Source organism: Bacteroidota bacterium (assembly GCA_039821555.1).
In the GTDB taxonomy this organism is placed as follows: domain Bacteria; phylum Bacteroidota; class Rhodothermia; order Rhodothermales; family Rubricoccaceae; genus JBCBEX01.
Window position 1 is genome coordinate 109342 of the sequence record JBCBNX010000009.1, and the last position, 24995, is coordinate 134336.

General features: G+C 68.4%; 19 protein-coding genes and 1 tRNA gene. 12 read left to right on the forward strand and 8 right to left on the reverse strand.

The window, feature by feature from the left end; genetic code table 11:
* Positions 1–5: 5 nt before the first annotated feature.
* Both AAFU51_11855 and AAFU51_11860 read left to right on the forward strand, forming a co-directional pair.
* A complete protein-coding gene (locus AAFU51_11855; GenBank protein MEO1571953.1) occupies positions 6–875 on the forward strand; it encodes an aldo/keto reductase in 870 nt (289 codons plus the stop codon).
* Between the two features lie 81 nt (positions 876–956).
* Positions 957–1340, forward strand: a complete 384-nt coding sequence (locus AAFU51_11860; GenBank protein ID MEO1571954.1) for a TerB family tellurite resistance protein — start codon at positions 957–959, stop codon at positions 1338–1340.
* A 114-nt stretch (positions 1341–1454) separates the two neighbouring features.
* Here the strand turns inward: AAFU51_11860 and rho are convergent, their stop codons facing one another.
* Complete coding sequence (gene rho / locus AAFU51_11865; protein ID MEO1571955.1) at positions 1455–3182, reverse strand: transcription termination factor Rho; 1728 nt, start codon at positions 3180–3182, stop codon at positions 1455–1457.
* A 776-nt stretch (positions 3183–3958) separates the two neighbouring features.
* Here rho and AAFU51_11870 point away from each other — a divergent pair.
* Complete coding sequence (locus AAFU51_11870) at positions 3959–4651, forward strand: response regulator transcription factor (protein MEO1571956.1); 693 nt, start codon at positions 3959–3961, stop codon at positions 4649–4651.
* An 86-nt stretch (positions 4652–4737) separates the two neighbouring features.
* Here AAFU51_11870 and AAFU51_11875 read toward each other — a convergent pair.
* A tRNA-Met gene (locus AAFU51_11875) sits at positions 4738–4809 on the reverse strand.
* A gap of 185 nt (positions 4810–4994) precedes the next feature.
* Between AAFU51_11875 and AAFU51_11880 the strand changes: the two genes are divergently transcribed.
* From AAFU51_11880 to AAFU51_11890, 3 genes are all read left to right on the forward strand, one after another.
* A complete protein-coding gene (locus AAFU51_11880) occupies positions 4995–6194 on the forward strand; it encodes a DUF1015 family protein (protein ID MEO1571957.1) in 1200 nt (399 codons plus the stop codon).
* 93 nt (positions 6195–6287) lie between these two features.
* Positions 6288–7484 (forward strand): NAD(P)-dependent oxidoreductase, encoded by a 1197-nt coding sequence (locus AAFU51_11885; protein MEO1571958.1) that lies wholly within the window; start codon positions 6288–6290, stop codon positions 7482–7484.
* Positions 7485–7503: 19 nt separating this feature from the next.
* Positions 7504–8022, forward strand: a complete 519-nt coding sequence (locus tag AAFU51_11890) for an acyltransferase (GenBank protein MEO1571959.1) — start codon at positions 7504–7506, stop codon at positions 8020–8022.
* Here the strand turns inward: AAFU51_11890 and AAFU51_11895 are convergent.
* On the reverse strand, positions 8019–9746 hold the full coding sequence (locus AAFU51_11895; GenBank protein ID MEO1571960.1) for an aminopeptidase P N-terminal domain-containing protein: 1728 nt from the start codon (positions 9744–9746) through the stop codon (positions 8019–8021). The genes AAFU51_11890 and AAFU51_11895 overlap by 4 nt on opposite strands.
* Positions 9747–9810: 64 nt before the next feature.
* Between AAFU51_11895 and AAFU51_11900 the strand changes: the two genes are divergently transcribed.
* The gene (locus tag AAFU51_11900; protein ID MEO1571961.1) at positions 9811–10257 is read left to right on the forward strand and encodes a hypothetical protein; all 447 of its coding nucleotides are present in this window, start codon (positions 9811–9813) and stop codon (positions 10255–10257) included.
* A gap of 86 nt (positions 10258–10343) precedes the next feature.
* On the opposite strand, the gene AAFU51_11905 is transcribed toward AAFU51_11900, so the two are convergent.
* The 4 genes from AAFU51_11905 to AAFU51_11920 form a co-directional block, all read right to left on the reverse strand.
* Positions 10344–11138 carry a helical backbone metal receptor gene (locus AAFU51_11905; GenBank protein MEO1571962.1) on the reverse strand — a complete coding sequence of 265 codons (795 nt, stop codon included), beginning with the start codon at positions 11136–11138 and terminating at the stop codon, positions 10344–10346.
* A gap of 36 nt (positions 11139–11174) precedes the next feature.
* Positions 11175–12683, reverse strand: coding sequence for a Mur ligase family protein (locus AAFU51_11910; protein ID MEO1571963.1), 1509 nt, complete (start codon positions 12681–12683; stop codon positions 11175–11177).
* Positions 12684–12743: 60 nt separating this feature from the next.
* On the reverse strand, positions 12744–14384 hold the full coding sequence (locus AAFU51_11915; protein ID MEO1571964.1) for an FAD-binding domain-containing protein: 1641 nt from the start codon (positions 14382–14384) through the stop codon (positions 12744–12746).
* Between the two features lie 1039 nt (positions 14385–15423).
* On the reverse strand, positions 15424–18288 hold the full coding sequence (locus AAFU51_11920; GenBank protein ID MEO1571965.1) for a PQQ-dependent sugar dehydrogenase: 2865 nt from the start codon (positions 18286–18288) through the stop codon (positions 15424–15426).
* Between the two features lie 169 nt (positions 18289–18457).
* On the opposite strand from AAFU51_11920, the gene AAFU51_11925 reads away from it, so the two are divergent.
* From AAFU51_11925 to AAFU51_11945, 5 genes are all read left to right on the forward strand, one after another.
* On the forward strand, positions 18458–19498 hold the full coding sequence (locus tag AAFU51_11925) for a stage II sporulation protein M (GenBank protein MEO1571966.1): 1041 nt from the start codon (positions 18458–18460) through the stop codon (positions 19496–19498).
* A 34-nt stretch (positions 19499–19532) separates the two neighbouring features.
* The gene (locus tag AAFU51_11930; protein MEO1571967.1) at positions 19533–20462 is read left to right on the forward strand and encodes a hypothetical protein; all 930 of its coding nucleotides are present in this window, start codon (positions 19533–19535) and stop codon (positions 20460–20462) included.
* 100 nt (positions 20463–20562) lie between these two features.
* Entirely contained in the window at positions 20563–21501 is a 939-nt protein-coding gene (locus AAFU51_11935) for a hypothetical protein (protein MEO1571968.1), read from the forward strand.
* Positions 21502–21593: 92 nt separating this feature from the next.
* On the forward strand, positions 21594–22517 hold the full coding sequence (locus tag AAFU51_11940; protein ID MEO1571969.1) for a DUF4129 domain-containing protein: 924 nt from the start codon (positions 21594–21596) through the stop codon (positions 22515–22517).
* A complete protein-coding gene (locus tag AAFU51_11945; protein ID MEO1571970.1) occupies positions 22514–23782 on the forward strand; it encodes a DUF4350 domain-containing protein in 1269 nt (422 codons plus the stop codon). Before AAFU51_11940 ends, AAFU51_11945 begins: the two co-directional genes overlap by 4 nt.
* Before the next feature lie 107 nt (positions 23783–23889).
* On the opposite strand, the gene AAFU51_11950 is transcribed toward AAFU51_11945, so the two are convergent.
* Positions 23890–24966 (reverse strand): T9SS type A sorting domain-containing protein, encoded by a 1077-nt coding sequence (locus tag AAFU51_11950; GenBank protein ID MEO1571971.1) that lies wholly within the window; start codon positions 24964–24966, stop codon positions 23890–23892.
* Positions 24967–24995 lie beyond the last annotated feature (29 nt).

Sequence of the window (24995 nt, forward strand, 5' to 3'; positions counted from 1 at the left end):
GTCCCATGGCTACGCTTCCCGCTCACGGTTCCGGCACCTTTCACCTCGGCGGCACCACGCCTATGCATCGCCTCGGCTTCGGCGCGATGCGCATCACGGGCGACGGTGTCTGGGGGCCTCCGAAGGATCACGCGAACGCCCTCGCGGTGCTACGCCGTGCGGTGGACCTCGGCATCACGTTCATCGACACTGCCGATGCCTACGGCCCGGACGTCTCTGAAGACCTCATCGCCGAAGCGCTGTACCCGTATGCCGACGGGATCGTGATCGCCACGAAGGGCGGGCTCACGCGACAGGGGCCGAGCCAATGGGCTCCCGTCGGGCGGCCCGAGTACCTGCGCCAGTGCTGCGAGATGAGCCTGCGTCGCCTCAAGCTCGACGCGATCCCGCTCTACCAACTCCACCGCATCGACCCGCGCGTGCCGCAGGACGAGCAGTTTGGCGTGCTCAAAGACTTGCAGGACGAGGGCAAGGTGGTGCACCTCGGACTCTCGGAAGTCGGCGTTGCCGAGATCGAGGCGGCGGCCCAGCACTTCACGGTAGCCACCGTGCAAAATCGCTACAGCCTCGGCCACCGCGAGCACGAGGCTGTCGTCGACCATTGCGACGCACATGGCATCGGCTTTATCCCATGGTACCCCCTTGACGCTGGCAAGCTTACCAGCAGCGATGTCCTCACCGAGACCGCCGAGGCGCTGGGAGCTACGCACGCGCAGGTAGCGCTCGCCTGGCTGCTCAGGCGCTCGGCCACGATGCTACCTATTCCAGGTACCGGTAGCCTGGCTCACCTGGAGGAAAACACCGACGCGGCCACATTCAATATAAAAGATGAACATTTCAAGAAGCTGAATGCGGCGACTAAAGCGGCGGTGTGACTGACCGAACAGGCACGCGGTTTGACTGAGGTAGGCTCATGCACTTCTAGCTGCCCTTCTCCCCGCAAGTCTCTAGTCCTGATGTCGAATTCTCCCTCGTCCGAGCAACTGCACCGTCTGGTTCTTCTCTATTTAGCCGTAACCTACGGACAAGACCGTACGCTGCACCCCCGTGAAGAAGCCGCGATCGTCCACCTCGTCCAGCGCTGGGTGCCGAGGCTGAGCGGCGCGCAGGTTCGCTCCGTTGTAACGACGGCCCTGACGGCCTACCGCGGAGGCACGCTATGCAACGTAGACTGCCTAGCCGCCTCCCTCGCCGAGTGGCTGGACGAGGCTACGCGCCTCGCCGTCCTTGCCGACCTAGGCCGCGTCGCTCGCGCCGACGGAGTGCTCTCCTTGGAGGAAGCAGCAACCATCCGCCGCATCCGCTCAGTCTGGAAGCACGGACTCGCCTGGCAAAAGTAGACAGCAGCCGTTTGCGTTTTCATACGGCCCTCCTGCTCACATACACCGCGCCTCGATCCCACTGGGAGATCGAGGCGCGGTGCTGTTGGATGCGGTGCTGTTGGATGGAGCCGCCTACAGTTCGGCGGGGATCAGCTCGTTGAGCAGGTGCGCGTTCGTCGGCGACATCTGAACGTGCTTGATGAGCGCCTGCATCGCCTCGACGGGGTGGCGCGAGTTGAGCGCGCGGAGCAGCATGTGGTGCTGGACGGTCGCGTCGCCGAGGAGGCGTTCCTCGTTGCGCGTGCCCGACTTGCGGAGGTTGATCGCTGGGAAGATGCGCTTGTCGGCGAGTTCGCGGTCGAGGACGATCTCTGCGTTGCCGGTGCCCTTGAACTCCTCGAAGATCACGTCGTCCATGCGGCTGCCCGTCTCGATGAGCGCCGTAGCGATGATCGTGAGCGAGCCGCCGCCTTCGATGTTGCGCGCCGCGCCGAAGATGCGGCGGGGGACGACGAGCGCCTTTGAGTCGAGGCCGCCCGACATGGTGCGGCCGGAGCCGCCCTTGAACATGTTGAACGTGCGGCCGAGGCGCGTGATCGAGTCGAGGAGCATCACCACGTCGTGGCCCTGCTCGACGAGACGGCGGCTGTACTCGAACGCCAGCGTGGCCACGCGGACGTGGTTGTCTTCCTGGAAGTCGTTCGACGAGGCGAAGACGCGCGCGGGCGTGTTGCGGATGAAGTCGGTGACCTCCTCCGGGCGCTCGTCGATGAGGAGCGCGATGAGCTTCGTGTCGGGGTGGTTGTGCGCGATGCCGGTGGCGAGCTTCTTGAGCATCACCGTCTTGCCCGTGCGCGGCGGCGCGACGATGAGCGCGCGCTGCCCCTTGCCGAGCGGAGCGACGAGCTCCACGACTCGCATCGAGATATCGGTCGGGCTCGTGACGAGGTTGAACTTCTCGTTCGGATAGACGACGAGGCCGCGGTCGAAGTCCTCGACCTGCTTCCACTCGTCGGGCTCCATGCCCATCACAGCATCGACTTGCGAGACCTGCATGGCGCCTTTGCGGCCGGGCTTGAGCTCGCCTTTGATGACTGCGCCGTCGCGGATGTTGAACTTCTGGATGAGCGGGGGCGGCATGAACGAGTCGTTGTCGCCCTTCGGCAGCGCGTAGTGAAGATCGCGGATGAAGCCGAACTTCTTGTCGCCGATCATCTCCAGCATGCCCTCGAACGGGACGCCGGGCTTGCTGCTGCTGCCGCCCTTGTTGCCTTTCTTGGAGCGGCTGCGCTTGCTGCGCTTGCTACGACCGTTGCGGCTGGACCGGCCGTCGTCGTCGCTGTCGGACTCGCCGGCATCGTCGCGGCCCTGCGGGGGGGCGTCGCTGGCGGCGGCGTCGCTGGCGGCCACGGGCGCGTCGTCCTGCGCGTCGTCGCTGGAGGCTACGGGCTCAGGCTCGGCCTTGCGGCGGGTCCGACGGCGGCGCGGCTTCGTTTCCGCGAGGGCTTCGTCTGCGGCGGGAGCACTGTCGGCTTCTGCCGCGGGGGCAGCAGCCGGAGCCGCTTCGGCTTCAGCCGCAGCGGTCTCGGCGGCAGGCGCGGCCTTTTTGCGGCGGGTGCTACGGCGGCGCGGCTTCGGCTTAGCGTCGTCAGACGCGGCCTGCTCGGCGTCGGCCTCTGCGACCTCGACCTTCCTCGCGCGGGTGCGGCGGGTGCGTTTAGGGGGCGCCTCGGCCTGCTCCGTGCCCTCGGCGGCGGTCTGCGCGTCCGGGGCATCGGGCTGGGCCTGCGTGTCCTGCGAGGCGGGAGACGCCGACGCGGCGTCTTGCTCAGCGCGCTTAGCGCTAGGGGTACGTGCCATGAATCAGTGCGGTTGGGAAAGGCTTCGCGCCCACGCACGGGGCGGACGGAAGCGGTCGAGTAGGCCACAGCGACCCGTAGTGGCTCTGCGCGCGGCCAGGCCAGGACGGCAGGCCCTACAGAGCGACCACGCAGACGGCGTGGCGAGTGAAACAGAGAAGATCAGGGGAGGCGGGCTAGCCCGACGCGGGCCAGGGCAGGTGCGTACCAGCGAGGCATCGATGGAGCAGCGCGCGAACGCCAACTACATCAGACGACCGTGGGGATCAAGGCGAGAGGAGGGCAAGCCAGCTTGGGGGACAGCCTCGACAGGGCAGAGTGACGATGCGCGTGCGACAAGAACCGAGCCATCGTGCTCAGACCATCGGAAGCTCGCGGTCGCGCCTATGTCCGTCATCAGGGTCTCGGCGCCAGCGCTCAGCCCCAACAACGGTGGGCACCTTGGGAGCGAACGAGTAGCCCCATGAGCGCATGTCTGAAGTCAAGACCGCGCAATATAGAAAGGGTTCCCTTCTCACGCCAAGTCCTTGTGCCAGCACTCATGCTCAGCCCCGCCGCTCGTTCTCCAAGAGTGCTCGTGCCCGTCCGTGACGACGCAGGGCGACTGGGGCCATCTCATGCGTTCACAGGATGCGGCGCCCTCTGCTGGACTTCTACCCTAGAGCACACCCATTCAGCGTGTACCCTCGCCTACCTTTCCCGTCTGCCCCACCGCGTAAACGCATGCCTGCCATTGCCCTGCAGCCGTCTCCTTCGCTTCCAACGCTTCCCTCCGTCATGACTGGATCTTCCTCCCTATGCGTCTGGGTGGTCGAAGACGACGCGGCCTATCGCGACACGCTGAGGCTCGTGCTCGACCAGACGCCGGGGATGACCTGCGGCGAGACCTTTGGCAGTGTCGAGGAGGCGCGAGCCTGGATCGACCTGGGCGCTGCGGCGGAGGCTCGCCCTGAGGTGCTACTCCTCGATGTCAACCTCCCTGGTATGGACGGGATCGAAGGACTGGGACACCTCAAGGCTCGGCTGCCCGAGACCCGCATCCTGATGCTCACCATCCGCGACGACGCTGCAACGATCTACCGTGCGCTTGGCGCGGGCGCCTCGGGCTACCTCCTCAAAAACGCAGGCGTAGACCAGCTGCTCGACGGCGTACGGCAGGCCCATCGCGGCGGCATGCTCATGCCCGCCCCCGTCGCCCGTCAAGTGGCTACGTTTTTCCAGACGCACCAGGCTCCTCAGGATTATGGCCTCACCAACCGGGAGCGCGACGTCCTCGCCGAGATGACCAAGGGCTACTCGCAGAAGGAGATCGCCGCGCGCCTCTTCATCGCGCCCAACACCGTCAACACGCACGTGCAGCACATCTACGAGAAGCTCCACGTCCATTCCGGCATCGCGGCCGTGGCGAAGGCAGTCCGGGAACGGCTCGTCTCGGAGCAAGACGGGGTGCGGGACGGCTCGCAGGACTGAGGCACCGTGCCCTCGAACCATCGCACCCCATGGCAGCCAACCTCAACAGAAAACGCCGATCCTGGAATAGGACCGGCGTTCGGTAGTAGCGGGGACAGGATTCGAACCTGCGACCTTCGGGTTATGAGCCCGACGAGATACCACTTCTCCACCCCGCAGTGTGTGTACCAATGTATGGGGCAACAGGGCGGTCGTTCCGCTGCGAGAGACGGAATCTGGTAAAGATCCGATAAAGTAGGAGGGCTACCTTCGGGGAGCCGCGGTCCCACCCGGCTCAAAACCAGCCGAGTGTCCCTATTTTTCGGCTTCGTTGCTGTTCGACCCGCCTGTCTTTCTCCTACCCATGGCCACGGTCCACCCCTTCCGCGCGCTGCGCCCACTCCCGGAGCACGCCGAGGAAGTCGCCTGCGTCCCCTACGACGTCATCAACACCGAAGAAGCGCTCCAGCTCGCCGAGGGTCGCCCCCGCTCCTTCCTGCACGTCATCCGCCCCGAGATCGACCTGCCGCCTGGCACCGACGAGCATGATGAGGCTGTCTATGCCAAGGGTGCACAGAACCTCCGCGCGCTCGCGGCCGACGAGGCCACCGTCCAGGAGGTGACGCCCGCGCTCTACGTCTACCAGCTCGTCATGGACGAGCGCCCGCAAGTCGGCGTGTTTGCCTGCGTGAGCGTTGCCGAGTACGACGACGACACCATCCTCAAGCACGAGAAGACCCGCCCCACGAAGGAGGACGATCGCACGCGACACATCCTCACGCAGGAGGCGCACGCCGAGCCGGTGATGCTCACCTACCGCGGCACCGACGCCATCGATGCCCTCGTGAACGACGCGATGGAGGACAAGCCGCTCTACGACTTCACCGCCACCGACGGCGTCCAGCACACGATCTGGAAGGTCGACGCCCCGCAGCCACTCGTGGACGCCTTCGCCGAGGTTGACCACCTCTACATCGCCGACGGGCATCACCGCTGCGCCGCCGCGAGCCGCGCGGCCAAAGAGCGCCCCGGCAACCCCGAGGCTCAGCGCTTCCCGGCCGTGCTCTTCCCCGTTGAGGAGATGGAGATCCTGCCCTACAACCGCACTATCAAGAAGCTGCCCGCCGGCAAGCGGCGCTTCCTCCAGCAGCTCGAATACCAGTTCGACGTGGAGCCGGTCCTCTTTGCCGACCCCGACCAGCCCGGCGAGATCCGCATCTACTTCGGCGATAGCCAGTGGTACCGCCTCGACCTCCCCGAGACGGAGCGCGGCGGCGTGGCGGACACGCTCGACGTGGCACGCCTCGCCGAGCACATTCTAGAGCCGCTGCTCCGGATCAGCGACCCGCGCACGGACGAGAACATCGCCTTCGTGGGCGGTATCCGCGGCACCGGCGAGCTCGAACGCCTCGTCAACATCGGCGAGGCGGAGCTCGGCATCGCGATGTATGCCACCGACCCCGAGGAACTCCTCGACGTCTCGGACGCGGGCGAGCTCATGCCGCCGAAGTCGACCTGGTTCGAGCCCAAGCTCCGCAGCGGCCTGCTGGTTCATCTGTTTTGAGTGAGGCCGTGTTGCAGTGAGGGGGTGTTGCGGTGATCGCGCGCGTCCACCCACAGCGACACCGCCGCACCGACCCACCGCCTCACTCTCCCCATGCACCTCCTCATCGCAGACAAATTCTCCGACGCGGCGCAGGACGAACTCCGCGCAGCCGGGCACACGGTCGCGTACGACCCCACGCTCAAGGGCGACGCGCTCGTCGAGGCGCTGCGTACGGAGCAGCCGCAGGTACTTCTCGTCCGCTCGACCAAGGTGACGGCCGAAGCACTCGACGCCTCGAACGCGCTGGAGTTGGTCGTGCGCGCCGGAGCCGGCGTAGACACCATCGACGTGGCGGGCGCGGCGGAGCGGGGGCTCTTCGTGGCGAACTGCCCCGGCAAGAACGCCGCGGCCGTTGCCGAATTGGCGTTCGGACTGATCGTCGCGCTCGACCGTCGCATCCCAGACAACGTGATCGCAGCACGAGCCGGGCGCTGGGACAAAGCCGGGTTCTCGAAGGCACGCGGGCTCAAGGGCCGGACGCTTGGCCTCGTCGGGATGGGCCACATCGGGCGGGCCATGGTGGAGCGCGCGCGCGGGTTCGGCATGCCTGTGGTGGCGTGGAGCCGCTCGCTGACGCCGGAGCAGGCGACCGCGCTCGGCATCGGCTACGCGGAGTCGCCGATGAAGGTGGCGGCCCGCGCCAACATCGTGAGCCTGCACGTGGCCGCGACGCCCGAGACGCACCACCTCGCCAACGGAGCCTTCTTCGAGGCGATGCAGCCGGGCTCATTCTTCCTCAACACCGCGCGCGAGAGCGTCGTGGACGAGGAGGCGCTCGCCTGGGCCGTCCGCGAGAAGGGCATCCGCGCGGCTACGGACGTCCCCGCAGGCGAGCCCGCCGCCAAGCAGACCGACTGGACGCACCCGCTCGCCGACGACCTCTACCTCACGCACCACATCGGCGCGTCTACGGCGCAAGCAACCGAAGCCATCGGCCAGGAAGCGGCGCGCGTGATCCTGACCTATGCCGAGACAGGCCAGGTCCCGAACGTGGTCAACCTCGCCGTCGCCACGCCAGCGACGCACCTCCTCACGGTGCGCCACCGCGACCAGGTCGGCGTCCTCGCGGGCGTCCTCGACCACGTCCGGCAGGCGGGCTGGAACGTGCAGGAGATGGAAAACCTCATCTTCGCCGGACACGCTGCGGCCTGCGCGCGCATCCGATTCCAGGGCAACCTTAGCGATGAGGCCCTCGCGCGCATCCAGGCGTCGGAGGGCGTGCTCGCTGCGACGGTGATCGCGCTGTGAGCCGGACTCCAGGCCGCCCATGAAGCTGCTCGAACGCTACTACAGGGCACGCCAGCGTCCCGTCCCCTACTACGCCCGCTACCCGCTGTGGCTGCTCGTGTGGAAGCCGATTCGGAAAACCCTCAATGTCGTCCTGATTCCGAACATCCCGTTCAACGGGCTCCGCATCGTCCTATACCGCCTCGTCGGCTTTCGCATCGGGCGCGGCGTGTTCATCGGGATGAAGTGCTACCTCGACGACGTCGAGCCGTCGCACACGACCATCGGCGACGGCGTCATCGTCTCGTATGGCTGCTACTTTGCGCTGCACGGCAAAGGCCAAGCGCGCAGTTACATCACGATTGAAGACGGAGCCTACGTCGGCATGCGTTCCACCATCGTTGCGGGCGCGGAGCCGCTAACCATCGGCACAGGGGCGATCGTCGGCGGAGCCTCCCTCGTCCGTGAGAATGTCGCCGCGCACACGACCGTCGCCGGACACCCCGCGCGCGTGGTGCGCCAGGCTCCTGACGCGGTTGCCTCGAAGGAGCCCGTTTAGGGCTTGAGCGTCCCTGCGGTCTCGTTGCCGAGGCCTGTCTCGGCCATGAGCGCTTCGAGGGCGTCGATGGTCTTTGGGATGGCGGCAGACATCACGACCGGAGCGCCTTCGGTGACGAGCACGTCGTCTTCGATGCGAACGCCGAGGTTCCGGTAGGCCTCGGGTACGTCGTCGCTCGCGGCGATGTAGATGCCCGGCTCGATGGTGATGACCTGGCCGGGCTGGAGCGGCCCGTAGTCGCCCGCGTCGTGCACGTCGAGGCCGAGGTAGTGGCTCGTGCCGTGCATGAAGAAGCGCCGCACCTGCGCTGGGTCGTCGATCAAGCCCAGTTCGATCAGCCCCTCGGCGATGATCGTCTGCGCGGCTCGGTGCGGCGCGCGGAAGTCGTTGCCCGCGCGCGTCGCGTCGATGGCAGCTTCGTTGGCGCGGAGGACAAGGGCATAGATCGCGCGCTGGGCGTCGGAGAAGGTGCCATCGACCGGAACGGAGCGCGTCACGTCGGCGGTGTAGCCGCGCACCTCAGCTCCGACATCCATGACGAGCATATCGCCTGCCTCCATCGGGCGCCGGTTGGAGGTGTAGTGCAAGATCACCGCATTCTCACCGGACCCGACGATGCTCGGGTAGCCCGGCGCCTCCGCGCCGTTGCGTTTGAAGACGTACTCGATGAGCGCCTCGACCTCGTACTCGGCCATGCCTGGCTCGATGGAGCGGATCGCCTCGGTGAGCGCCAGCGCGGTGATGTCGACAGCTGTCTGCAGCAGCGCCAACTCGGCTGCGGACTTGATGCTGCGCGCCTGGTCGAGGTAGGTCCGCAGAACGCGCGTGTTGGGCTTGTTGGCGAGGAAGGCATCACGCCAGGCGATCCAGGCGTCGAACGTAGGGTGGTCGCGTACGGCGTCGAGCACGTCCTGCACGAGGGCATCGTCCTGGACGGCAGCGAGGACCTGCGCACCCTGCTCGGTGGGGTTGGTGTCGGGCGCGAGGCCGAGCATCGTCCGTATGCTCGCGTAGGCCTCAGCGTTGTCGATGCCGACGAGGCTGTCGAAGACCATCTGCGCCGTGCGACCGGAGAGGTGCACCGGCGGCAGGTGTGCGTCAACGAGCGCGAGTTGGTCGGCAAGGGCGGAGCCGTCGGGGATGCCATCGGCGCGCGGGAGCAGGTAGAGCGTCCGCCCGCCCTCCTTCGTCCCGTCACCCCGGTCGGGATCGACGAGGATCGGCGTCACGACGGCCTCGAACTGCTCGATAGAGACGGCACGCTGGATGCCGAGGTCGGCCTGGGCGCGCTCGACGCCGAAGCGGCGGCCCTCCCAGATCTCGTGCGCCGGGTCGCGCGGCGGCACGAAGAGCACTGCCACGACGGTCTCGCCCTCGACCTGCACGCCGCCGGGCGCGAGGAGCAGCACCGAGCCCGGCTCGTGGGTGCCGGTGAGGTAGAGCAGGTCGCTGTCCTGGCGGTACTCGAAGTCGACGTCGTTCTGGCGGTTGCGGACCGGCGCGCTGAAGACGAGCGCGACGGCGTCGCCGGGCAGCGCGTTGAGGAGAGCGTCGCGGCGGGCGCGGTGCTCGGCAGCGCTGAGGTGGTCGTCGTCGTAACGCACTGGGGCGTCTCGTAACGCGGGCACCTCGGCCGGCTGGGCGTTCACCGGGGCTGCGGTGCTGCACAATGCGACAATCGACAGCGTGAATGCGAGGATTTGGGCCAGCGGGCGCAGCAGCATGGGTTTCGGACGGCGGTTTGCAAGCGGCTCGGGCGCAATCTACTGTCCCCCTCCCTCGAACCTCATGCGCCACGAACTCACCGCCGCTACCCGTAGCGCCGTCGTCTTCGGCAGCCTTGCGAACGTGCTCCTGATCGTGATGCACAACCAGGGCCTCGCCGCTGACGTGTTCGCGGTCGCGCTGGCCGCCCTCGGCATTGGTGCCGGCGCGTTCGCCGTGCGCGCCTTCGTGACGATGACCGGCCGCCCGATCCGCGCGCTTCGCCTCGGCACCCTCACGGGCCTCTTCGTGCTCGGCCTGACCATCGGCGCCAACGAATTCCTCCTCCCGCTGCTGCTGCCTGCCGACGCAGGCGCAGGCGTCGCCCTGGCGATGGCGGGTGGGCTGCTGTCGCTCTTCGCACTGCCAGCGCTGGTCGTCCTCTCCGCCGTGAGCAGCCTCGTCATGGCCGCCGTGCAGGCCCCGTCACTCGTGCCGGTCTGGCGACCCTTCTCGAAGGCCGTGGCCTAGACGCCAGCGTACTCCTCTGCTCGCACCACAGACGCCGCGCCGGGCTGCCTTCTGGCCGCTCGGCGCTTTGCGTTGAGCCCACGCGTTCAGGCCAACGTCTCGCGCAGTTGCGACAGGTACGCGGGCGTGTGGCGCAGGCGGCTGCCGTACCACGAGCACAGTTCACCATCGATGCCGTGGACGCGCACGCCGGGGAGGGCTGCGGCAATCTCGCCGTGGTGCGCGGGCTTGAACGGGTACGGCTCCGACGAGAGCAGCACGAGGTCGGGTGCAACGGCGCGGAGGTCGTCGGCTGTGACAACAGGGTAGCGCGTATGATCGCCGAAGACGTTCACGAAACCCGCTTTTTGGAGCACGTCGTGGATAAACGTGTCGCCGCCGATGGTCATCCACGGGTCGCGCCAGATGAGGTAGGCCACCCGCAGTGGGGCCGCCTCCGTGGCTTCCCGAGCGAGCGCGCCGAACCCGGCCGCGATCTCGTCGACGAGCGCCGTAGCCTGAGTACTCCGCTCCACCAGTGCGCCCACCTCGCGGATCATCGCGAGGGCATCGGCGACCGTGGCCACGTCGGTGACGAAGACGGGACAACCCTCAGCGATAGCCTCGACCTGCTCGCGGACGTTCTCCTCCTTGTTGGCGATCACGAGGTCCGGCGCGAGCGCCGCCACCCGGTCGAGCCGCACGCTCTTCGTCCCGCCGACGATCTGCTTGCGCGCCTTCCACCCCGCTGGGTGCACGCAAAACCGCGTCAGCCCCACGACCTCGTCATCCAGCCCGAGGCCGGCCAGCAGCTCCGTCTGGCTCGGCACCAACGACACGATCCGGCGAGGCCGGAGTGTTTCGGTGACTCGGTGGTTCAGTTTTTCAGTATCGATGAACATGTCCCTACTGAACCCCTGAAGAACAGCACTACTGAATCACTCCCCGAGCGCACCGAGGAGCCGCCCCATCAGCCCGTCGAACGAGCCGTTGCTCATCACGAGCGCGAGGTCGCCAGGGCGGAGTTCGGCGAGCAGGTCGGGCAGGAGCGCGTCGACACTCTCGTAGGCAGCGGCGGGCGTGCCGCGGCGCGTGATCTCGGCGGCGACGGCCTGCGGGTCAAGGAAGTCGGCGGGGTCGTCGTTGTGGCGCAGCGGCGGCGTCTTGAGGAAGACCGCGTCGGCGGCGTCGAAGGACTCGGCGTAGCGAGCCTCGAAGAGCTTGCGGCGGGACGAGTTGCTGCGCGGCTCGAACACGGCCACGAGGCGGCGCGCCGCCCAGCGCTCGCGGACGGCGTCGAGCGTCTTCGCCACGGCTGTCGGGTGGTGCGCGAAGTCGTCCACCACCAGCACGCCGCCGGGTTGCCCCTTCACCTCTTGTCGCCGCTGCATGCCGCGGAACGTCGCCAATCCAGCCGCGACCTCGTCAGGCGACAGCCCCTCGGCGAGCGCGAGCGCGGACACGGCGAGCGCGTTCATGCGGTTGTGCGCGCCGCTCATCGGCAGGAAGACCTCCGCGACGGTCGCGCCGTCCACGACGAGGTCGAAGCGCTGGCCGCCCTCTCCAGCCCGGGCGTTCTGCGCCGTCACGTCGTTGCCCGCGTCGAGGCCAAACGTGCGCACGGCGGCCGTGGTATGGTCGGCGAGCGCGCGGACGTGTGGGTCGTCGCCGTTGAGGACGAGCGTGCCAGGTACCCCTGTGACCGGGCTGCCGTAGGTGCCAACGAGCGCGGCGAAGGCCTCGAACGCGGCGCGGTAGTCGTCCCAGTCGTCGTAGATGTCAGCGTGGTCGAACTCTAGCGAGGTCACGATCGCGTCGGTGGGCCGGTAGAGCAGCATCTTCGGGCGCTTGTCGAAGTAGGCACTGTCGTACTCGTCGCCCTCGATGACAAAGTGCGGCCCGCTGCCGACGGCGCACGTCCGGTCGAGACCTGCCATCACGCCGCCGACGAGGAAGCTAGGGGCGCGGCCGGCCTCGCGGAGCACGTGCGCGAGCAGCCCCGTGGTCGTCGTCTTCCCGTGCGTCCCGGCCACGACGAGGCTCCGGCGCTGCTGCAAGAAGACGTGCGCGAGCGCGCCCGGCAACGAAGTCTGGACGAGGCCGTGGTCGCGGGCGTAGGCGGCCTCCGGGTGCGTCGGCGTGCAGGCGTTGCCAACGACGGTGAGGCTCGGTGCCCCCCGCTCAGACGTGGGTGCGAGGTGCGCGGGGTCGTAGCCTTCGAGCACGCGAATGCCAAGACGATCAAGTCGCGTGCTCATCGGCGGGTAGGCGGCGGCATCGCTGCCGCGGACGGCATAGCCTGCCTCGCGTAGCAGTTCGGCGAGCGCACCCATGCCCTTGCCGCAGATGCCGATGAGATACACATCGTCGAGCGCGGCGGGCGAGGGCAGCGGCGGGCGGTCGAAGATCCGGAGGGTGGCGTCGGGGTAGTCGGCGAGCGGGCGCACGAGACGAGGCGAGCGTGGTGGGAGGTAGTGAGAGGAAAGGTATGGACGCCGCCAGCACGCTCACCGTCCGTCTTGCTCGAAAAGCGGGGCGGGACCAGGTCGCTGGGGCGGCTTCGGGCGCGTCCGTTTTGACGTCGACCCGTTGGATCTCCACGTCCGAGACGACGGCGAGCGCCGCGAGCCGTGCCGGGCGTAGACGGCGTCGGCGAGGGCTTTCGTCTCCGGGCGGCGCTTGATGGCGTAGTAGTCGGCCTTCATCGCCTTCGAGGACGCGGCCCAGTCGACGAGCGGGGCCGGATAGCCGTCTACGGGGTGATCGTGGTGGTAGAGGATCGACAGCGCCGGGACGTCGGCGAGTTCGGGGATCCACTGCTTCACGAACCGCGCCTCGGGGTCGTGGTCGGCGAGTTGCTTGTGCGGCGAGTAGACGCGGAGCTGGTTGATGCCGACAACGCCCGCCTGCATCTGCGTCTGCGAGATATGGATGCCGGGGACGTAGTCGGCCCAGCGCTGCGCGAGCGGGTAGAGCGTCGTGCGCCAGCCGATGCGGAGGCTGTGGACGGCGGCGCTCGTCACCATCGCACGCATGCGAAAGTTGAGGAAGCCCGTCGCGGCGAGGCAGCGCATGCAGGCGTCCACGAGCGGCCAGCCCGTCCGACCCACGAGCCACGCGTCGAGGTGGTGGTCGCCCGGTGTGGGGAGCGCAGCGTAGGCAGCGTTGAGCGGCGCGAACTCCATCTGCGGCTCCGATTCGAGGCGCTGCACGAAGTGGTCGCGCCAGTGAAGGCGGCTCAGGAAGCTCCGCAGCGACTTGCGCCAGCGCCCGGCGTCGGGATGACCGATCTGCGCGAGTTCGAGGATGCGCTGCTCGGTCGCGGCGTAGGCCTGCCGCCCGGTGAGCGTTCCCCAGGCGAGGTGCACCGAGAGCCGCGAGCCGCACCGGAACGCCGTGTTGGGCGACGAGATACCGCCGGAGTAGCACAGCCCACGCCGATTGAGGAAGTCATCGAGGGTGGTCTGCGCCTCCGTCTCGCTGACCGCCTGCCGGTGCGCTTGCTGCGCCTCCGTGAGCGGATGGCCGAGTGCCGCGGGCACGGCGACCGGCGCTTCGGCAGAATCGTCGAGGAGCGCCGCGACGGATGCTTCGAGCGCACGGGCGACCTCGGGGACCTGGATACGTTGGAGCGCCTCCGCATCGGGCGCGGCGAGCGGGCCGTCGGCCATGAACTGCTTCCAGCGCTTCGTGCGTGCGTCGCGGTCTCGCAACGGACGGAAGACGCCCGTCTGCCGATGCTCGTGCAGCGCGATGCCCTGCGCCTTGGCCCACCGCCGCACGGCCTTGTCGCGCGTGAACGTCACGTCTGATCCGTATTCCTCGTGCGCGTGGATCGCCGCGATGCTATCGCCCGCCTCCGTGAGTGCCGCGTACAGCCGATCGAAGGCCTCGACGGCGTCGGCGTGTAGGACGAGCACATCGCCGCCGTGCGTGCGGAGCCGGGCGCGGAGGTCGGCGAGCGCCTCGGCCCAGGCGGCTACGTGCAGCGGCCCCGTCTCCTCGGCGTTCAGAATCGCCGGCTCGACGCAGAACACGGGCAGCACGGTCGTCCGCCGTGCCTCGGCCTCGGCGAGGGCCGCACACAGCGCAGGGTTGTCAGCAAAGCGGAAGTCTTGCTTGAGCCACCAGAGAACCGGCGCGTACATGACGACAAGAAGCGATAGAGGAGAAACGAGCGCCTACGACGTTGGTCAACGGAACAGGTTCGCTGCACGTCTTCACCAATCCCCTTGCGCCTAAGCATCGTCTCACCTAGCCTCTCAGTAACCCTCGCCACTGATCTAAGCCCGATGCCCTCCCTACCTGCCGCCTCTTGGCTTTGCTGTGCAATGCTCGCGACTTCGCTTGGCAGCGCTCATGCTCAAGAGACGTGCTCGCTCGGCAAAGGCCTCGTTCTTCTCAACACGTCACCGCCCACTGATTCGATTCGGGTGCACAACTTTGTGAGCGAGCCAGAGGAATATGTCGTCGAGCGACGAGTGAATGCGGATGGAGACTCTGTCGCGTGGCGGATGCCCCGAGAAGTAGCGCGCACCCTGTTGTTCTATCAGCCACCCGGGTACGGCACTTCTGACTCAGCTGTGGTACCCGTCGAAGCACTTGGCGGAGAACTAGAGCCGGTCACCTTTCCATTTTACGGCGGGCCTGCCTACACGACGTTCAGCGACTCTGTCTGGTTCAGTCCATTCGCTCATAGGCCACACAAATCTGCGTTCGGTCTTCGCTGGGTCGGTGAGCGAGGGAAGTGGCTGCATGTTGTCGTCCATGAGGAATCCGATACAACGTTGTGGATCCGAGACGAGCGATACGTAGCTGCGTTCACCTGGGAAGAGCTATACCACTCGAGCACCCTCGTTGGACGCGCTGCGTCATGGATCCAGACTGAAAACGGGCCAAGGACAGTGTTTGACGCCGATGGCTTCCCCGTCTACGAACAACCCGTGCGTATTCAACCAGATGACGCCGCTGAGGCGGTTGAAGCGAGAGGCGAGGACTGCTTCCGCGTTAAGGATGTGCAAGGCGACTGGCTACGCGTCAGTCCGCTCGACTGCCGACTTCGTGTCCGCCCCGTCACCCAGGCGACTGGTTGGATCAGATGGTGCCGCGGGGACCAGCAGCTAGCGTTCCCAACGTTCGACCAGGGCTATGTCGGACTGATCGACGAGCGCAAAGGAGGCCGGTGACTTACAGCACCGTAACCCGCGTGTGCACGATGTCGGTGTCGCTCTGCACCCGCAGCGTGTAAGTCCCAGGCGGTAAGCCACGAACGTCGAGCGTCGCGTCGCCCGGCACAACCGTAGCCGTGCGCACCCGGCGGCCCAGCACGTCGAGCACGTCGATGCGGAGCGGGGTCGTGCTGGGCGCGTCGAGACGCAGGTGGAGCAGGTCGCGCGTGGGGTTGGGGTAGACTTCGGCGATACGGAGTGCTGGGGCAGTCGGCACGGGCGCGTCGGTGCTCACCCGTACGCCCTCGACCTCGACGAACCGGGCCTGGGCGGCGCGCTCGGCGTCGTGGCTCGCCACCGCCACGCCGAGGTAGACGACCGCGTCCGCCTCGATCTGCGCGGTCGCACACGGCCGTAGCGGCTTCTCCCCTGCCGCCACGAGCATCCGCACCGTCGAGCCGACACGTTCGAGCGCAAGGCGGTCGGGCATCGCCCCGGCGTCGCACGGGAGCACACGGCCCGCGTCGCCTTCGGTAGGGCGCACGCGGAGGCTGGGCGTGCCGTCGGTACCTACCTGAGCGAACGCCATCGCGTCGCGACCTCGTAGCCCGGCCCGCAGCATCACGCCCGCGACGGCGTCCGGCGGCCCGGTGAGCGCGTCGAGCCTCGCTTCGAAGACCCCGTTGCCGTCGAGGCGTTGGTAGGCGAAGCGGGCGTAGTCGCGGGTGCTGTCGGGAGCGAGGCCAGTGCCGGTGAGCGTCAGCGTACCGTCCTGCCAGTCGGCGTCGCCGGGGGTGCGGGTGCCGAGGTCGCGCGTGTGCCAGCCCTCGGGCAGGCCATGCGGCGTCTCGGCGTGCAGGATCACGTCGCGCACGGTGGTGACGCCCACCGGGTCGGTAGCGGTGAGGCGGACGCGGTAGCCGACGTAGTCGCCGGGGATGCCGTGGTCGGGAATCGGGAATAGCACCGACGGCCCCTCGGCCTCGAAGACGTCCGGGTGCTCGTGGATGTCGTGGAGTTGGAGCACGTCCCAGCGGACGGTCACCGCCTCGCCCTCGGGGTCGCGCACGTCGGCATCGAGGCGCACCGCACCGCCGATGGGCACGGTCGTGCCGTCCTCGGGCCGAAGCGCGACCACCAGCGGCGGCGCGGAGCCGACCACCACGTCGAGGAAGTAGCGCGCTGAGGCTCCCTCAGGGTCGGTCACCACGAGCGTGGCGGTGTACGCGCCCGGCTCGGCGTAGGTATGCGTCGGGGCCACGGCATCGCTCGTCGTGCCGTCGCCGAACGTCCAGACGTAGGTGAGCGCGCCGCCTTCGGGGTCGAACGACGCGCGGCCGTCGAACGCGACCGTGCGGAGGGCATCGCCGAAGGGTGCGCTCGCCGAGGCCACAGCCACGGGGCTGGCGTTCGTGTCGGCTCCGTCATAGCCCAGCCGGTAGACTCGGTTAAAGACGATGTCGATCCAGTGCAGCCACTCAGAGGCGGGGTCGTAGCGCAGCGCCACGATGAAGCCCGCGTTGGTGCCAAAGACTTCGTGTTCCACCAAGCCTTGCGCCGTCGACACGGCGGTCCCGATCCAGCGATAGGGGTAGTCGGCATAGAACACGCGCCCGTGGTAGCGCGCTGGGTAGGCCGTGCCCTCGTAGACCGCCCCGCCGACGAGCGAGCGGCTCTCCAGGCCTGGCAGGGACGAGAGGCTGGGGTCCTGATGGCTCCACCGGCCCGCTGGCTCGGTGTGGTCGAGCGTGGTGCAGTCGTACCCGGCGGGCGGCGCGGTGCGCTCGTACCAGTCCTGGCGCTCCGGCCCCTCGAAGCACGGCCAGCCGAAGTTCTCGCCGCCGCGCGCCACGTTGAGCTCCTCCCAGCTGTACCACCCCACGTCGCCGATGTGGAGCGTGCCGGGGCTGCCGTCGTCCGGGTCCGCGCTGCCGGTGACTGTCTCCACGGCGAAGCGGAACGGGTTGCGCAGCCCGTAGGCCCACACCTTCGATGCGGCGTCGGTACCGTCTCCTGTCCAGAACGGGTTCGAGGGCAGCCCGAGGCCCGTCGCCGAGTCCAGGCGCAGGATCTTGCCCGCGAGGCTACCGAGGTGCTGCGACCGATAGGCCCCGAGATCGTCCGTCGCCGCGAGCCGTCCGGCCCCGAAGCATTCCGGGTAGAGCCCGCCCGTGTCCGGCTCCTCGTACGACGCTGCATCGCCCGTGCCCACGAGGAGCGTGCCGTCCGCCCCGAAGGCGATGGTGCCGATGGTGTGCGAGAGGTAGCACGCCGGGATGCCCGCTGCGAACGTGTCGCCGAGGAGCACGCGGCGCGAGGCCGGGTCGGCGCGGTTGGGATCGGCGGCGGACGCGGTGTAGCGCGTCACCCGCCCGAAGGCGTCGAAGCGCTCAGCGTCCTCGTCGGAGCCGGTGCCTCCGTCGGGATCGACGACGTAGACGAGGTAGACGTGCCCGTTCTGGGCAAACGCCGGGTCGAGCGCCAGCCCGAGCAGGCCGCGGTCGTGGTGGTCGAGCACCTCGGCGCTCACGTCGAGGAACGGGACATCCAGCTTGACCCCGTCCTCGACGATGAACACGCGTCCACCCTTCTCGGCGACGAACAGCCGCCCATCCGGCGCAACCGCCAGGTCGACGGGCGTGTCGAAGACGGCCCCCGAGGCCGCGTTCTCGCGGTAGAAGCCAGGCGGCAGGTCGAGGATCGCCTCGCTCGCCTCTACCTTGCCCACCGGCGCGTCGTCCATCAGTAGTGCGCTTGCTGGCCAGCGCGGCGCGGTCTGCGCAGCCGCACCTGGACTCGTCGCGGCGAGCACCGCGAGGAACAGCAGAAGACGGCACGTGGCGCGTACCAGAGCGAAGGCGAGACGATGAGGGTGCGTGCGCATGCCCGCAACATAGCCTCCATCGCGCTGCTTCGGTAGCGCACGGGTTGTTTCTGCGTACCCATCGACGCGGGCATTGAACTCCGTGCCAGCCGAGGCCCACCCGTGCCGTAGCTTCGCCGCTCCAAACCGCTCTTCCCTATCGCCACCGGCTCCCCAGCCGACCGCTCCCGTGCGCGAAGTCACCTTCGTCCGACAGAACGCCGAGGCCTGGCAGGCCCTCGAAACCACGCTCGCCGACGGCGACGCGTCCCCCGACGCGCTCGCCAAGGCCTACGTGCGCCTCCTCGACGACCTCGCCTACAGCCGCACGTTTTACCCGCGCTCGCCCACGACGCGCTACCTCAACGACCTCGCCGGGCAGGCTCACGCGCGCCTCCACCGGACCCGCCGGGAGGCACGGAGCCGCGTCGCCCGTTTCTGGCGCGAGGAACTGCCGCGCGTGGTCTACGCCGAGCGCGTCCCGCTCCTCGCCGCTGCCGCGCTCTTCCTCACGATGGTGGCCATCGGGGTGCTCTCGACGATGAGCGACCCCACGTTCGTGCGCCTGATCCTTGGCGACTTCTACGTCAACATGACGCTCGCCAACATTGAGGCGGGCGACCCGATGGCCGTCTACAAGGACGCGCATCAGGTAGACATGACGTTCGGGATTACGATCAACAACATCCGCGTCTCGTTTCTCGCCTTCGCCGGGGGCATCCTCGCCGGGCTCGGCACGGTCTACATCCTGCTCGTCAATGGGGTGATGGTCGGCGCCTTCCAGGGGTTTTTCTACCAGCAGAACGCGTTCTACGAGGGCGTCTTTCTGGAGTCCGTGCTGACCATCTGGATCCACGGCACGCTAGAGATCAGCGCGATCATCCTCGCGGGCGGCGCGGGCTTCGTGATGGCGCGGGGGCTGCTCGCGCCGGGGACCTACCCGCGCGGCGTGGCCTTTCTGCACAGCGCGCGGCAGGGGCTCAAGCTCATCATCGGGCTGGTGCCCATCTTCATGGCCGCGGGGCTGCTGGAGAGCTTCGTGACGCGCTACACCGAGATGCCGACCGTGCTGAGCGTGCTCATCATCGGTGCCTCGGCGGCGTTCCTGCTGTGGTACTTCGTCGCGCTCCCGATCCGCTGCCATCGCGAGGACGAGGCGGCACGGCTGCCTGCAGCGCAGGCCGTGACGGAGGCCATAGCGAAGGCCGTGCCCGCGGTCGCCTCGCCCTGACCTCTGCTCCTGCTCGACCTTCTCTCTCGACCCCATGAGCGACTACTACGACGACGCATCGTTCTCCGGGACGCGCATTCCCTTCCTGAGGCGCCGGCAGGTCGGCGACGCCCTCAGCGACACGTTCGACTTCCTGCGGCACAGCGGACGCGAGTATGCTGTGGGCATCATCGTGCTCGTCCTGCCGATCGTGGTGCTCAACCTCGTCGTCTCGGTGGTCTCGGGCGCGCAGGCGCAGTCGATGGAGATGCTCACGGCGATGCTCAGCGGCGAGCTCGACCCCGAGGCTCTGGGCGCGGGACCGTCGCTGGGGCTGGTAGCCCTTTCCTCGGTGCTGGGCTTGGTCGTGTTCGTGCTCATGCAGGCCGCCACCCTGGCGTATCTCCAGCGCTACCGCAACGGCGAGGCTGGGTCGATTCCGCCGGGCGTTCTGTGGGAGGCGACGAAGCCGCTGCTCCTCCCCGTGGGCGGCGTGATGATCGCGACCACGGCGCTGGTGACCGTCCTCGTCTTCGCCAACATCCTCCCGTGTCTCGGACAGATCGCGTTTCTCGGGGGCCTCCTGTTTCTCGGGCCGATCATGTGGATGTGGCCGGTCGCGCGCGTCTTCGACGCCGAGGGCTTGGGCAGCGCCTTCAGACGGACCCGAACGCTGATGAAGGGGCACTGGGGTGCCTCGCTGCTGACCGTGATCCTGATCATGATCGTCGTCTTCGTGCTCGTGACCCTGGTGTCGGTGCCGGCGATCGTCCTCGCGTTCGCGCTGGGCGACCTGATGGGCAACGTGGTCGCGGTGGCCAGCGGCGCCCTAGGTCTGCTGCTCTACCCGATCTATGGGCTCCCCGTCATCACGGCGACGCTGCACTACTTCAACCTCGTCGAGCGCTCGGAGGCCGTCGACCTGAAGCGCCGCGTGGACGACCTCGACGACCGCGACCCGCCTGCCAACTCCGAAGGCTGGTGAACCGCCGAGCGCCGTGTTCACCCGGCGTTGCGCTGTTTCAGCTGGGGCCTATCGATCCAGCTACCTCGACGCCCCTCCCACCCATACCCGCTCGCCTCCTATGGACGACGCCTATCGCACCGACGACCCGTTTGGCAACGACGCGTTCGACAACGCGTTCGATGAGTTCGACGGGCTCCGCTTCTTCGCGCCGCGCACGGCCACCCAGGTCATCGGCGACGCCATCGAGTTCGTCCGCACCAACCTCCGCGACCTGCTCGAAGGGATCAGCGGCTTCGTCGGCCCGGTGTTCGCAGCGTCGCTGCTGGCGGGCACCGCGGCGCTCTGGCTGCTGGTTGGCGACGTCAGCATCGGGCTCGGCGTGACGCTCGCCGTACTGAGTGCAATCGGCCTGGCCGTCACCCTGTTGCTCTTCAACGCGGCGTGCTATGCCTACCTCCGGCTCTACCACGAGGAGGGCCCCGGCATGGTGACGCCCAGCCTGCTCCGCGCGGAAACCGGGCACCTGTTCTGGCCGCTCTTCGGGCTGGCCATCCTGATCGCGCTGCTGTCGGGCGTTGCGCAACTGGTCACGCTTGTCCCTCTCCTGGGCATCCTGGTCTACCTCATTCTCTACGTCGCTTTTCTGCCCGTGCTCCTTCTCCCGTCTGCGATCTACACGCTGCGCGGGGCCGAGCTCGTGGAATCGATCGCACGCGCCTACGAGTTGGTGAAGCTACGCTGGGGCCAGGCCTTCCTCACCACGCTGCTGCTCTACTTGCTCTTGATGGTCGGCTTCTTCGTCGCCTCCTTCGTGCCTGGGTTCGCTGGCGGGCTGGTGGTGGCGTCGCTGGGCCTGAGCGGTCTCGTCGGCGCGCTTGCGTTCGTGCCGATGGCGCTCACCCTGCTCGCGCTCACAGTCGTCGGCATCTTCTTCTGGAACACGGGTGCAGCGCTGCTCTACGGCTCGCTGGTCGAGCAGGCCGAGGACGTCACGCTGAGCGCCCGTGTGGACGCGCTGGACGACCTCGACGCCCCAAACGCGCCGCCGTCCTGGTAACCGCATCGATGAGCCACGCGACGTTCCAGTACCCTGCTCATGGGCGAGGCGCGCCCGCGTTCGCGCTGCGGCAGGGTGTAGCTTCCGGCGTCATGCCCCGCCCGTCCCCTCTCCTTTTGCTCCGGCTCAGCGTCCTCGCGCTGGTGTTCGCCACGGCTGTTCCGGCGCTGGCGCAGACGAAACCGACGGAGACCGCCACATCGGAACGCTCCGAGAAGATCGAGCGTGCGGCGGCCCTGGCCGACAAACGGTCGGTGTCGGTGGCCGCCCTGCCGCGTGACTCGTCGGCCCTCGCGCCGCGGGCGGTGGCGACTCCCGTGCTCGACGGCTTCCGTGCCGACCCTGACTTTGCCTACGACCGCGTCGTCACGCAGCAGCCGTCGCTGTGGGACCGGCTGATGCAGTGGCTCAACGACCGCTTCTTCCGCCCGGCGGGCGAGTCGGTGTCCCCGGACGTGCAGCGGTGGGTCATCTACGGCATCGCCATCGCCGCGCTCGTGTTCGCCTTCCTGAAGCTGCTCGGGGCTGACTTCGGAGGGGTCTTCCAGCGCCGCGAGCGCGCCGCCGCCACCGTCGAGGCACTCGACGACCTGACGGCGCTCGACGAGGTGGACCTCGGCGCACTGCTCACCGACGCCGAGCGTACCGAGGCGTGGCCCCTCGCCGTGCGCCTTCGCTACCTCCGGCTCCTCCAAGCGCTGGCCGAGCGCGACCTCATCGTGTGGACGCCCGCCACCACCAACCGCGCCTACGCGCTCGCGCTCGAAGGCGGCTCGCGTGCCGACCTCGTCCCGGCCTTCCGCGACCTCACGCGCCTCTTCGAGGCCGCCTGGTATGGCGACTTCAACGTGGACGCCGCGCTCTACGCCGAGGTCCGCCGCCGCTTCGCTGTGTCGATGGAGGACGTCGCGCAGACCGCGCTCAGCGCTGCCTCGCCTGGCAGTACCGCCCCGGGTGCCGCCCCAGGTGCCGCTACGACCGACGAGGCGTCCACCCAGCCCGCACGCCGCCCATGAGTCGCCGGGGCATCATCGCGGTCATCGCGGCGCTCTTCGTGCTGCTCACGCTCGCCGAGGTTTCGCGCGAGACGCCCATCGACTGGCGCTACAGCTTCCTCCACGACGACACGCGGCCCTACGGAGCGGCCATCGCCTGGCGCCTCTTCGACGACTGGTTCTCGGTGGAGCGCGTCACGCAGCCGCCCTTCGTCCGCCTCCGCGCACTCGACGCCGCAGCCGAAGACACAGGACCGCCCGACCGGCACACCTACGTCTTCGTCACCGACACCTTCGTGCCGGACCCCATCGAGACCGCCGAATTGCTCGACTTCGCCGCGGCGGGCAACACGGTGTTCGTAGCGGCCGAGCGGATACGCGGCACCTTTGCCGACACGCTCGGCGTCGTGACACGCTTCTCGGGACGCCGCCCCAACGAGACGTTCGACCCGGAGAACGACCCCGCCACGCAGCGCTGGCGCTTCGTGCGCACCGACACCACGCTGCGCCTAGCGAGTCCCTCGCTCGCCCGAGGCCGTCTGGATGCAGGCCACTTCGACCTGAAGGCAGAGGTGCCCGTGTGGCGCTTCAGCGAGCTCGACCACGGCGGCGCGACGGTCCTCGGCACGACGGCGGACGACTGGGCCAACTTCGCCCGGCTTCCCGTGGGTGACGGGCAGGTCCTGCTGCTCACCACGCCGACGGTGTTCTCCAACGTGGTGCTGCTTGCCGACGACCCTGACCGCGACGGCACCGGCGAGGCCGCATCCTACCTCGCCGCGGCGATGGCCTACCTCCCCGACCAGCCGGTGCTCTGGGACAGCTACTACAAGCCCGGCCGCGACCTCGACACGTCGCCGCTGCGCTACGTCTTCGCGACGCCAGCGCTGCGCTGGGCCTACGTCCTCGCCCTCGTGACGGTGCTGCTGTTCTTTCTGCTCCGGGCGCGGCGCTGGCAACGCCCCGTCCCCGTCGTCACGCCGCCTCCCAACGCGATGGCGAGCTTTGTGGAGAGTGTGGGCCGGCTCCACCACACGCGCGGCGACACGCGGGCCCTGGCCGCCACGCAACGGCGCGTCCTCCTCGACCGCCTCCGCCGCCGCACCCACCTCGACGGCCTCGACCTCTCCGACGAGAGCGCCGCGCAGGTCGCCGTCCGACTCGGGCAGAACAAGGGCGAGATCGTCGCCCTCTTTGCACGCCTCCGCCGCGCCGAAACCCGCGCGGTGTCCGACGACGACCTGCTCGAACTCGACCGGCGGCTGCACGCGCTGATGCAGGTCTAGCGTGGCTACGCGCACAGCCTCCACGGCAGACTGGAGCGACGAACACCACCACATGCCGTCGCCCCAGCCCGCGCGGAGTGTGCCGCGCGCTAGATGCGCGGACCGATTTAGCGCTGGAGCGACAGCCGCCGGCTCACGGTCTGGCCGTCCGCGCGAAGCACCGCCACGTAGACCCCATTCGCCAGCGCCGCGTCCGGCGTCCACGCAAATGCCTGCGTGCCTGCTCTGGACTGCTCGTTTGCCAGCGTGGCGACCCGGCGTCCCAGGACATCATAGACCACGAGCGTCGCCTCGGTGGCGCGTGGCAGCGTCACGGCGAGGCGCGTCGTCGTCGCGAACGGGTTCGGGTAGGCGGCGTCGAGGCTCAGTGGCATCGTGGGAACGGGCTGCTCGGTGGACGCCCCCACCGTCGCGATGCTGTAGGAGGCCGAGCCGTTGGTCACGTCGAGCACGGCGGTGACCCCATCGGCGGTGACGAGTTCGACGGTCTCCGTCACGAAGTCGCTCCCGAAGAAGCTCACCGTCGTCGTGCGGGAGAGGCGCAGGCAGGCGAACGAACCGTCGGGCGTGACGAGCGTGCCCCACCCGTCAACCGCCACGTCGGTCTTGACGTCGGCTTCCGTCTCTGTTGGAAGGCCCGGAATCTGCGTGCGTTGCGTCGTCGAGTCTGCCCACGCTGCGCCGAACGTGATCGGGTAGACGGCGTCGAGCAGCGGCGGCGTATTACGGACGACGGTCGTGTCCGGCGTGCCGTCGAGGTTGGCGTCGCCGACCGAGGGCGAGCCGGTCGTGGAGAGCGAGTCGTTCGAGAGCGCGCGGTAGCTGTAGGTCGTCGTCACCTGGTCGGCCACGCGGAATTCCGAGCGCACGACATAGTCCGACGTGCGGATCGGCTCGACATCGGCGGCCGGGAGGTCGCCCGAGAACGGGAGGTAGTCGAAGTCGATGGTCGTCGCCTGCGGGCCGAAGGGCAGGCCGGAGAGGTCCCACGTCTGGTTCGCCCCGTCAATGGCGGCAAGGGCACTCACGTCGGTCTGGACGAGGCGCGTGGCGACGGTGACGGTCCGACCGATGCGGTCGGCTTCGAGCGAGGCGGGTAGCGTGATTTGAGCACGGAGCGGCAGCGCGCCGACGACGCACAGGGCGAGCAGAACGCCGAGGGTGCGGACGGTAGCAACGGGCATGGTCGGATGCGGTTGGAGAGCGAGGGTCA

What these genes read in the sequence shown, in the direction of transcription:
- AAFU51_11945 (MEO1571970.1), top strand. Translation starts at nt 22,514, where the DNA reads ATGAGTCGCCGGGGCATCATCGCGGTCATCGCGGCGCTCTTCGTGCTG.
- AAFU51_11890 (MEO1571959.1), top strand. Translation starts at nt 7,504, where the DNA reads ATGAAGCTGCTCGAACGCTACTACAGGGCACGCCAGCGTCCCGTCCCC.
- AAFU51_11940 (MEO1571969.1), top strand. Translation starts at nt 21,594, where the DNA reads ATGCCCCGCCCGTCCCCTCTCCTTTTGCTCCGGCTCAGCGTCCTCGCG.
- AAFU51_11900 (MEO1571961.1), top strand. Translation starts at nt 9,811, where the DNA reads ATGCGCCACGAACTCACCGCCGCTACCCGTAGCGCCGTCGTCTTCGGC.
- AAFU51_11870 (MEO1571956.1), top strand. Translation starts at nt 3,959, where the DNA reads ATGACTGGATCTTCCTCCCTATGCGTCTGGGTGGTCGAAGACGACGCG.
- AAFU51_11930 (MEO1571967.1), top strand. Translation starts at nt 19,533, where the DNA reads ATGAGCGACTACTACGACGACGCATCGTTCTCCGGGACGCGCATTCCC.
- AAFU51_11860 (MEO1571954.1), top strand. Translation starts at nt 957, where the DNA reads ATGTCGAATTCTCCCTCGTCCGAGCAACTGCACCGTCTGGTTCTTCTC.
- AAFU51_11920 (MEO1571965.1), bottom strand. Translation starts at nt 18,288, where the DNA reads ATGCGCACGCACCCTCATCGTCTCGCCTTCGCTCTGGTACGCGCCACG.
- AAFU51_11895 (MEO1571960.1), bottom strand. Translation starts at nt 9,746, where the DNA reads ATGCTGCTGCGCCCGCTGGCCCAAATCCTCGCATTCACGCTGTCGATT.
- AAFU51_11915 (MEO1571964.1), bottom strand. Translation starts at nt 14,384, where the DNA reads ATGTACGCGCCGGTTCTCTGGTGGCTCAAGCAAGACTTCCGCTTTGCT.
- AAFU51_11950 (MEO1571971.1), bottom strand. Translation starts at nt 24,966, where the DNA reads ATGCCCGTTGCTACCGTCCGCACCCTCGGCGTTCTGCTCGCCCTGTGC.
- rho (MEO1571955.1), bottom strand. Translation starts at nt 3,182, where the DNA reads ATGGCACGTACCCCTAGCGCTAAGCGCGCTGAGCAAGACGCCGCGTCG.
- AAFU51_11855 (MEO1571953.1), top strand. Translation starts at nt 6, where the DNA reads ATGGCTACGCTTCCCGCTCACGGTTCCGGCACCTTTCACCTCGGCGGC.
- AAFU51_11880 (MEO1571957.1), top strand. Translation starts at nt 4,995, where the DNA reads ATGGCCACGGTCCACCCCTTCCGCGCGCTGCGCCCACTCCCGGAGCAC.
- AAFU51_11935 (MEO1571968.1), top strand. Translation starts at nt 20,563, where the DNA reads ATGGACGACGCCTATCGCACCGACGACCCGTTTGGCAACGACGCGTTC.
- AAFU51_11885 (MEO1571958.1), top strand. Translation starts at nt 6,288, where the DNA reads ATGCACCTCCTCATCGCAGACAAATTCTCCGACGCGGCGCAGGACGAA.
- AAFU51_11905 (MEO1571962.1), bottom strand. Translation starts at nt 11,138, where the DNA reads ATGTTCATCGATACTGAAAAACTGAACCACCGAGTCACCGAAACACTC.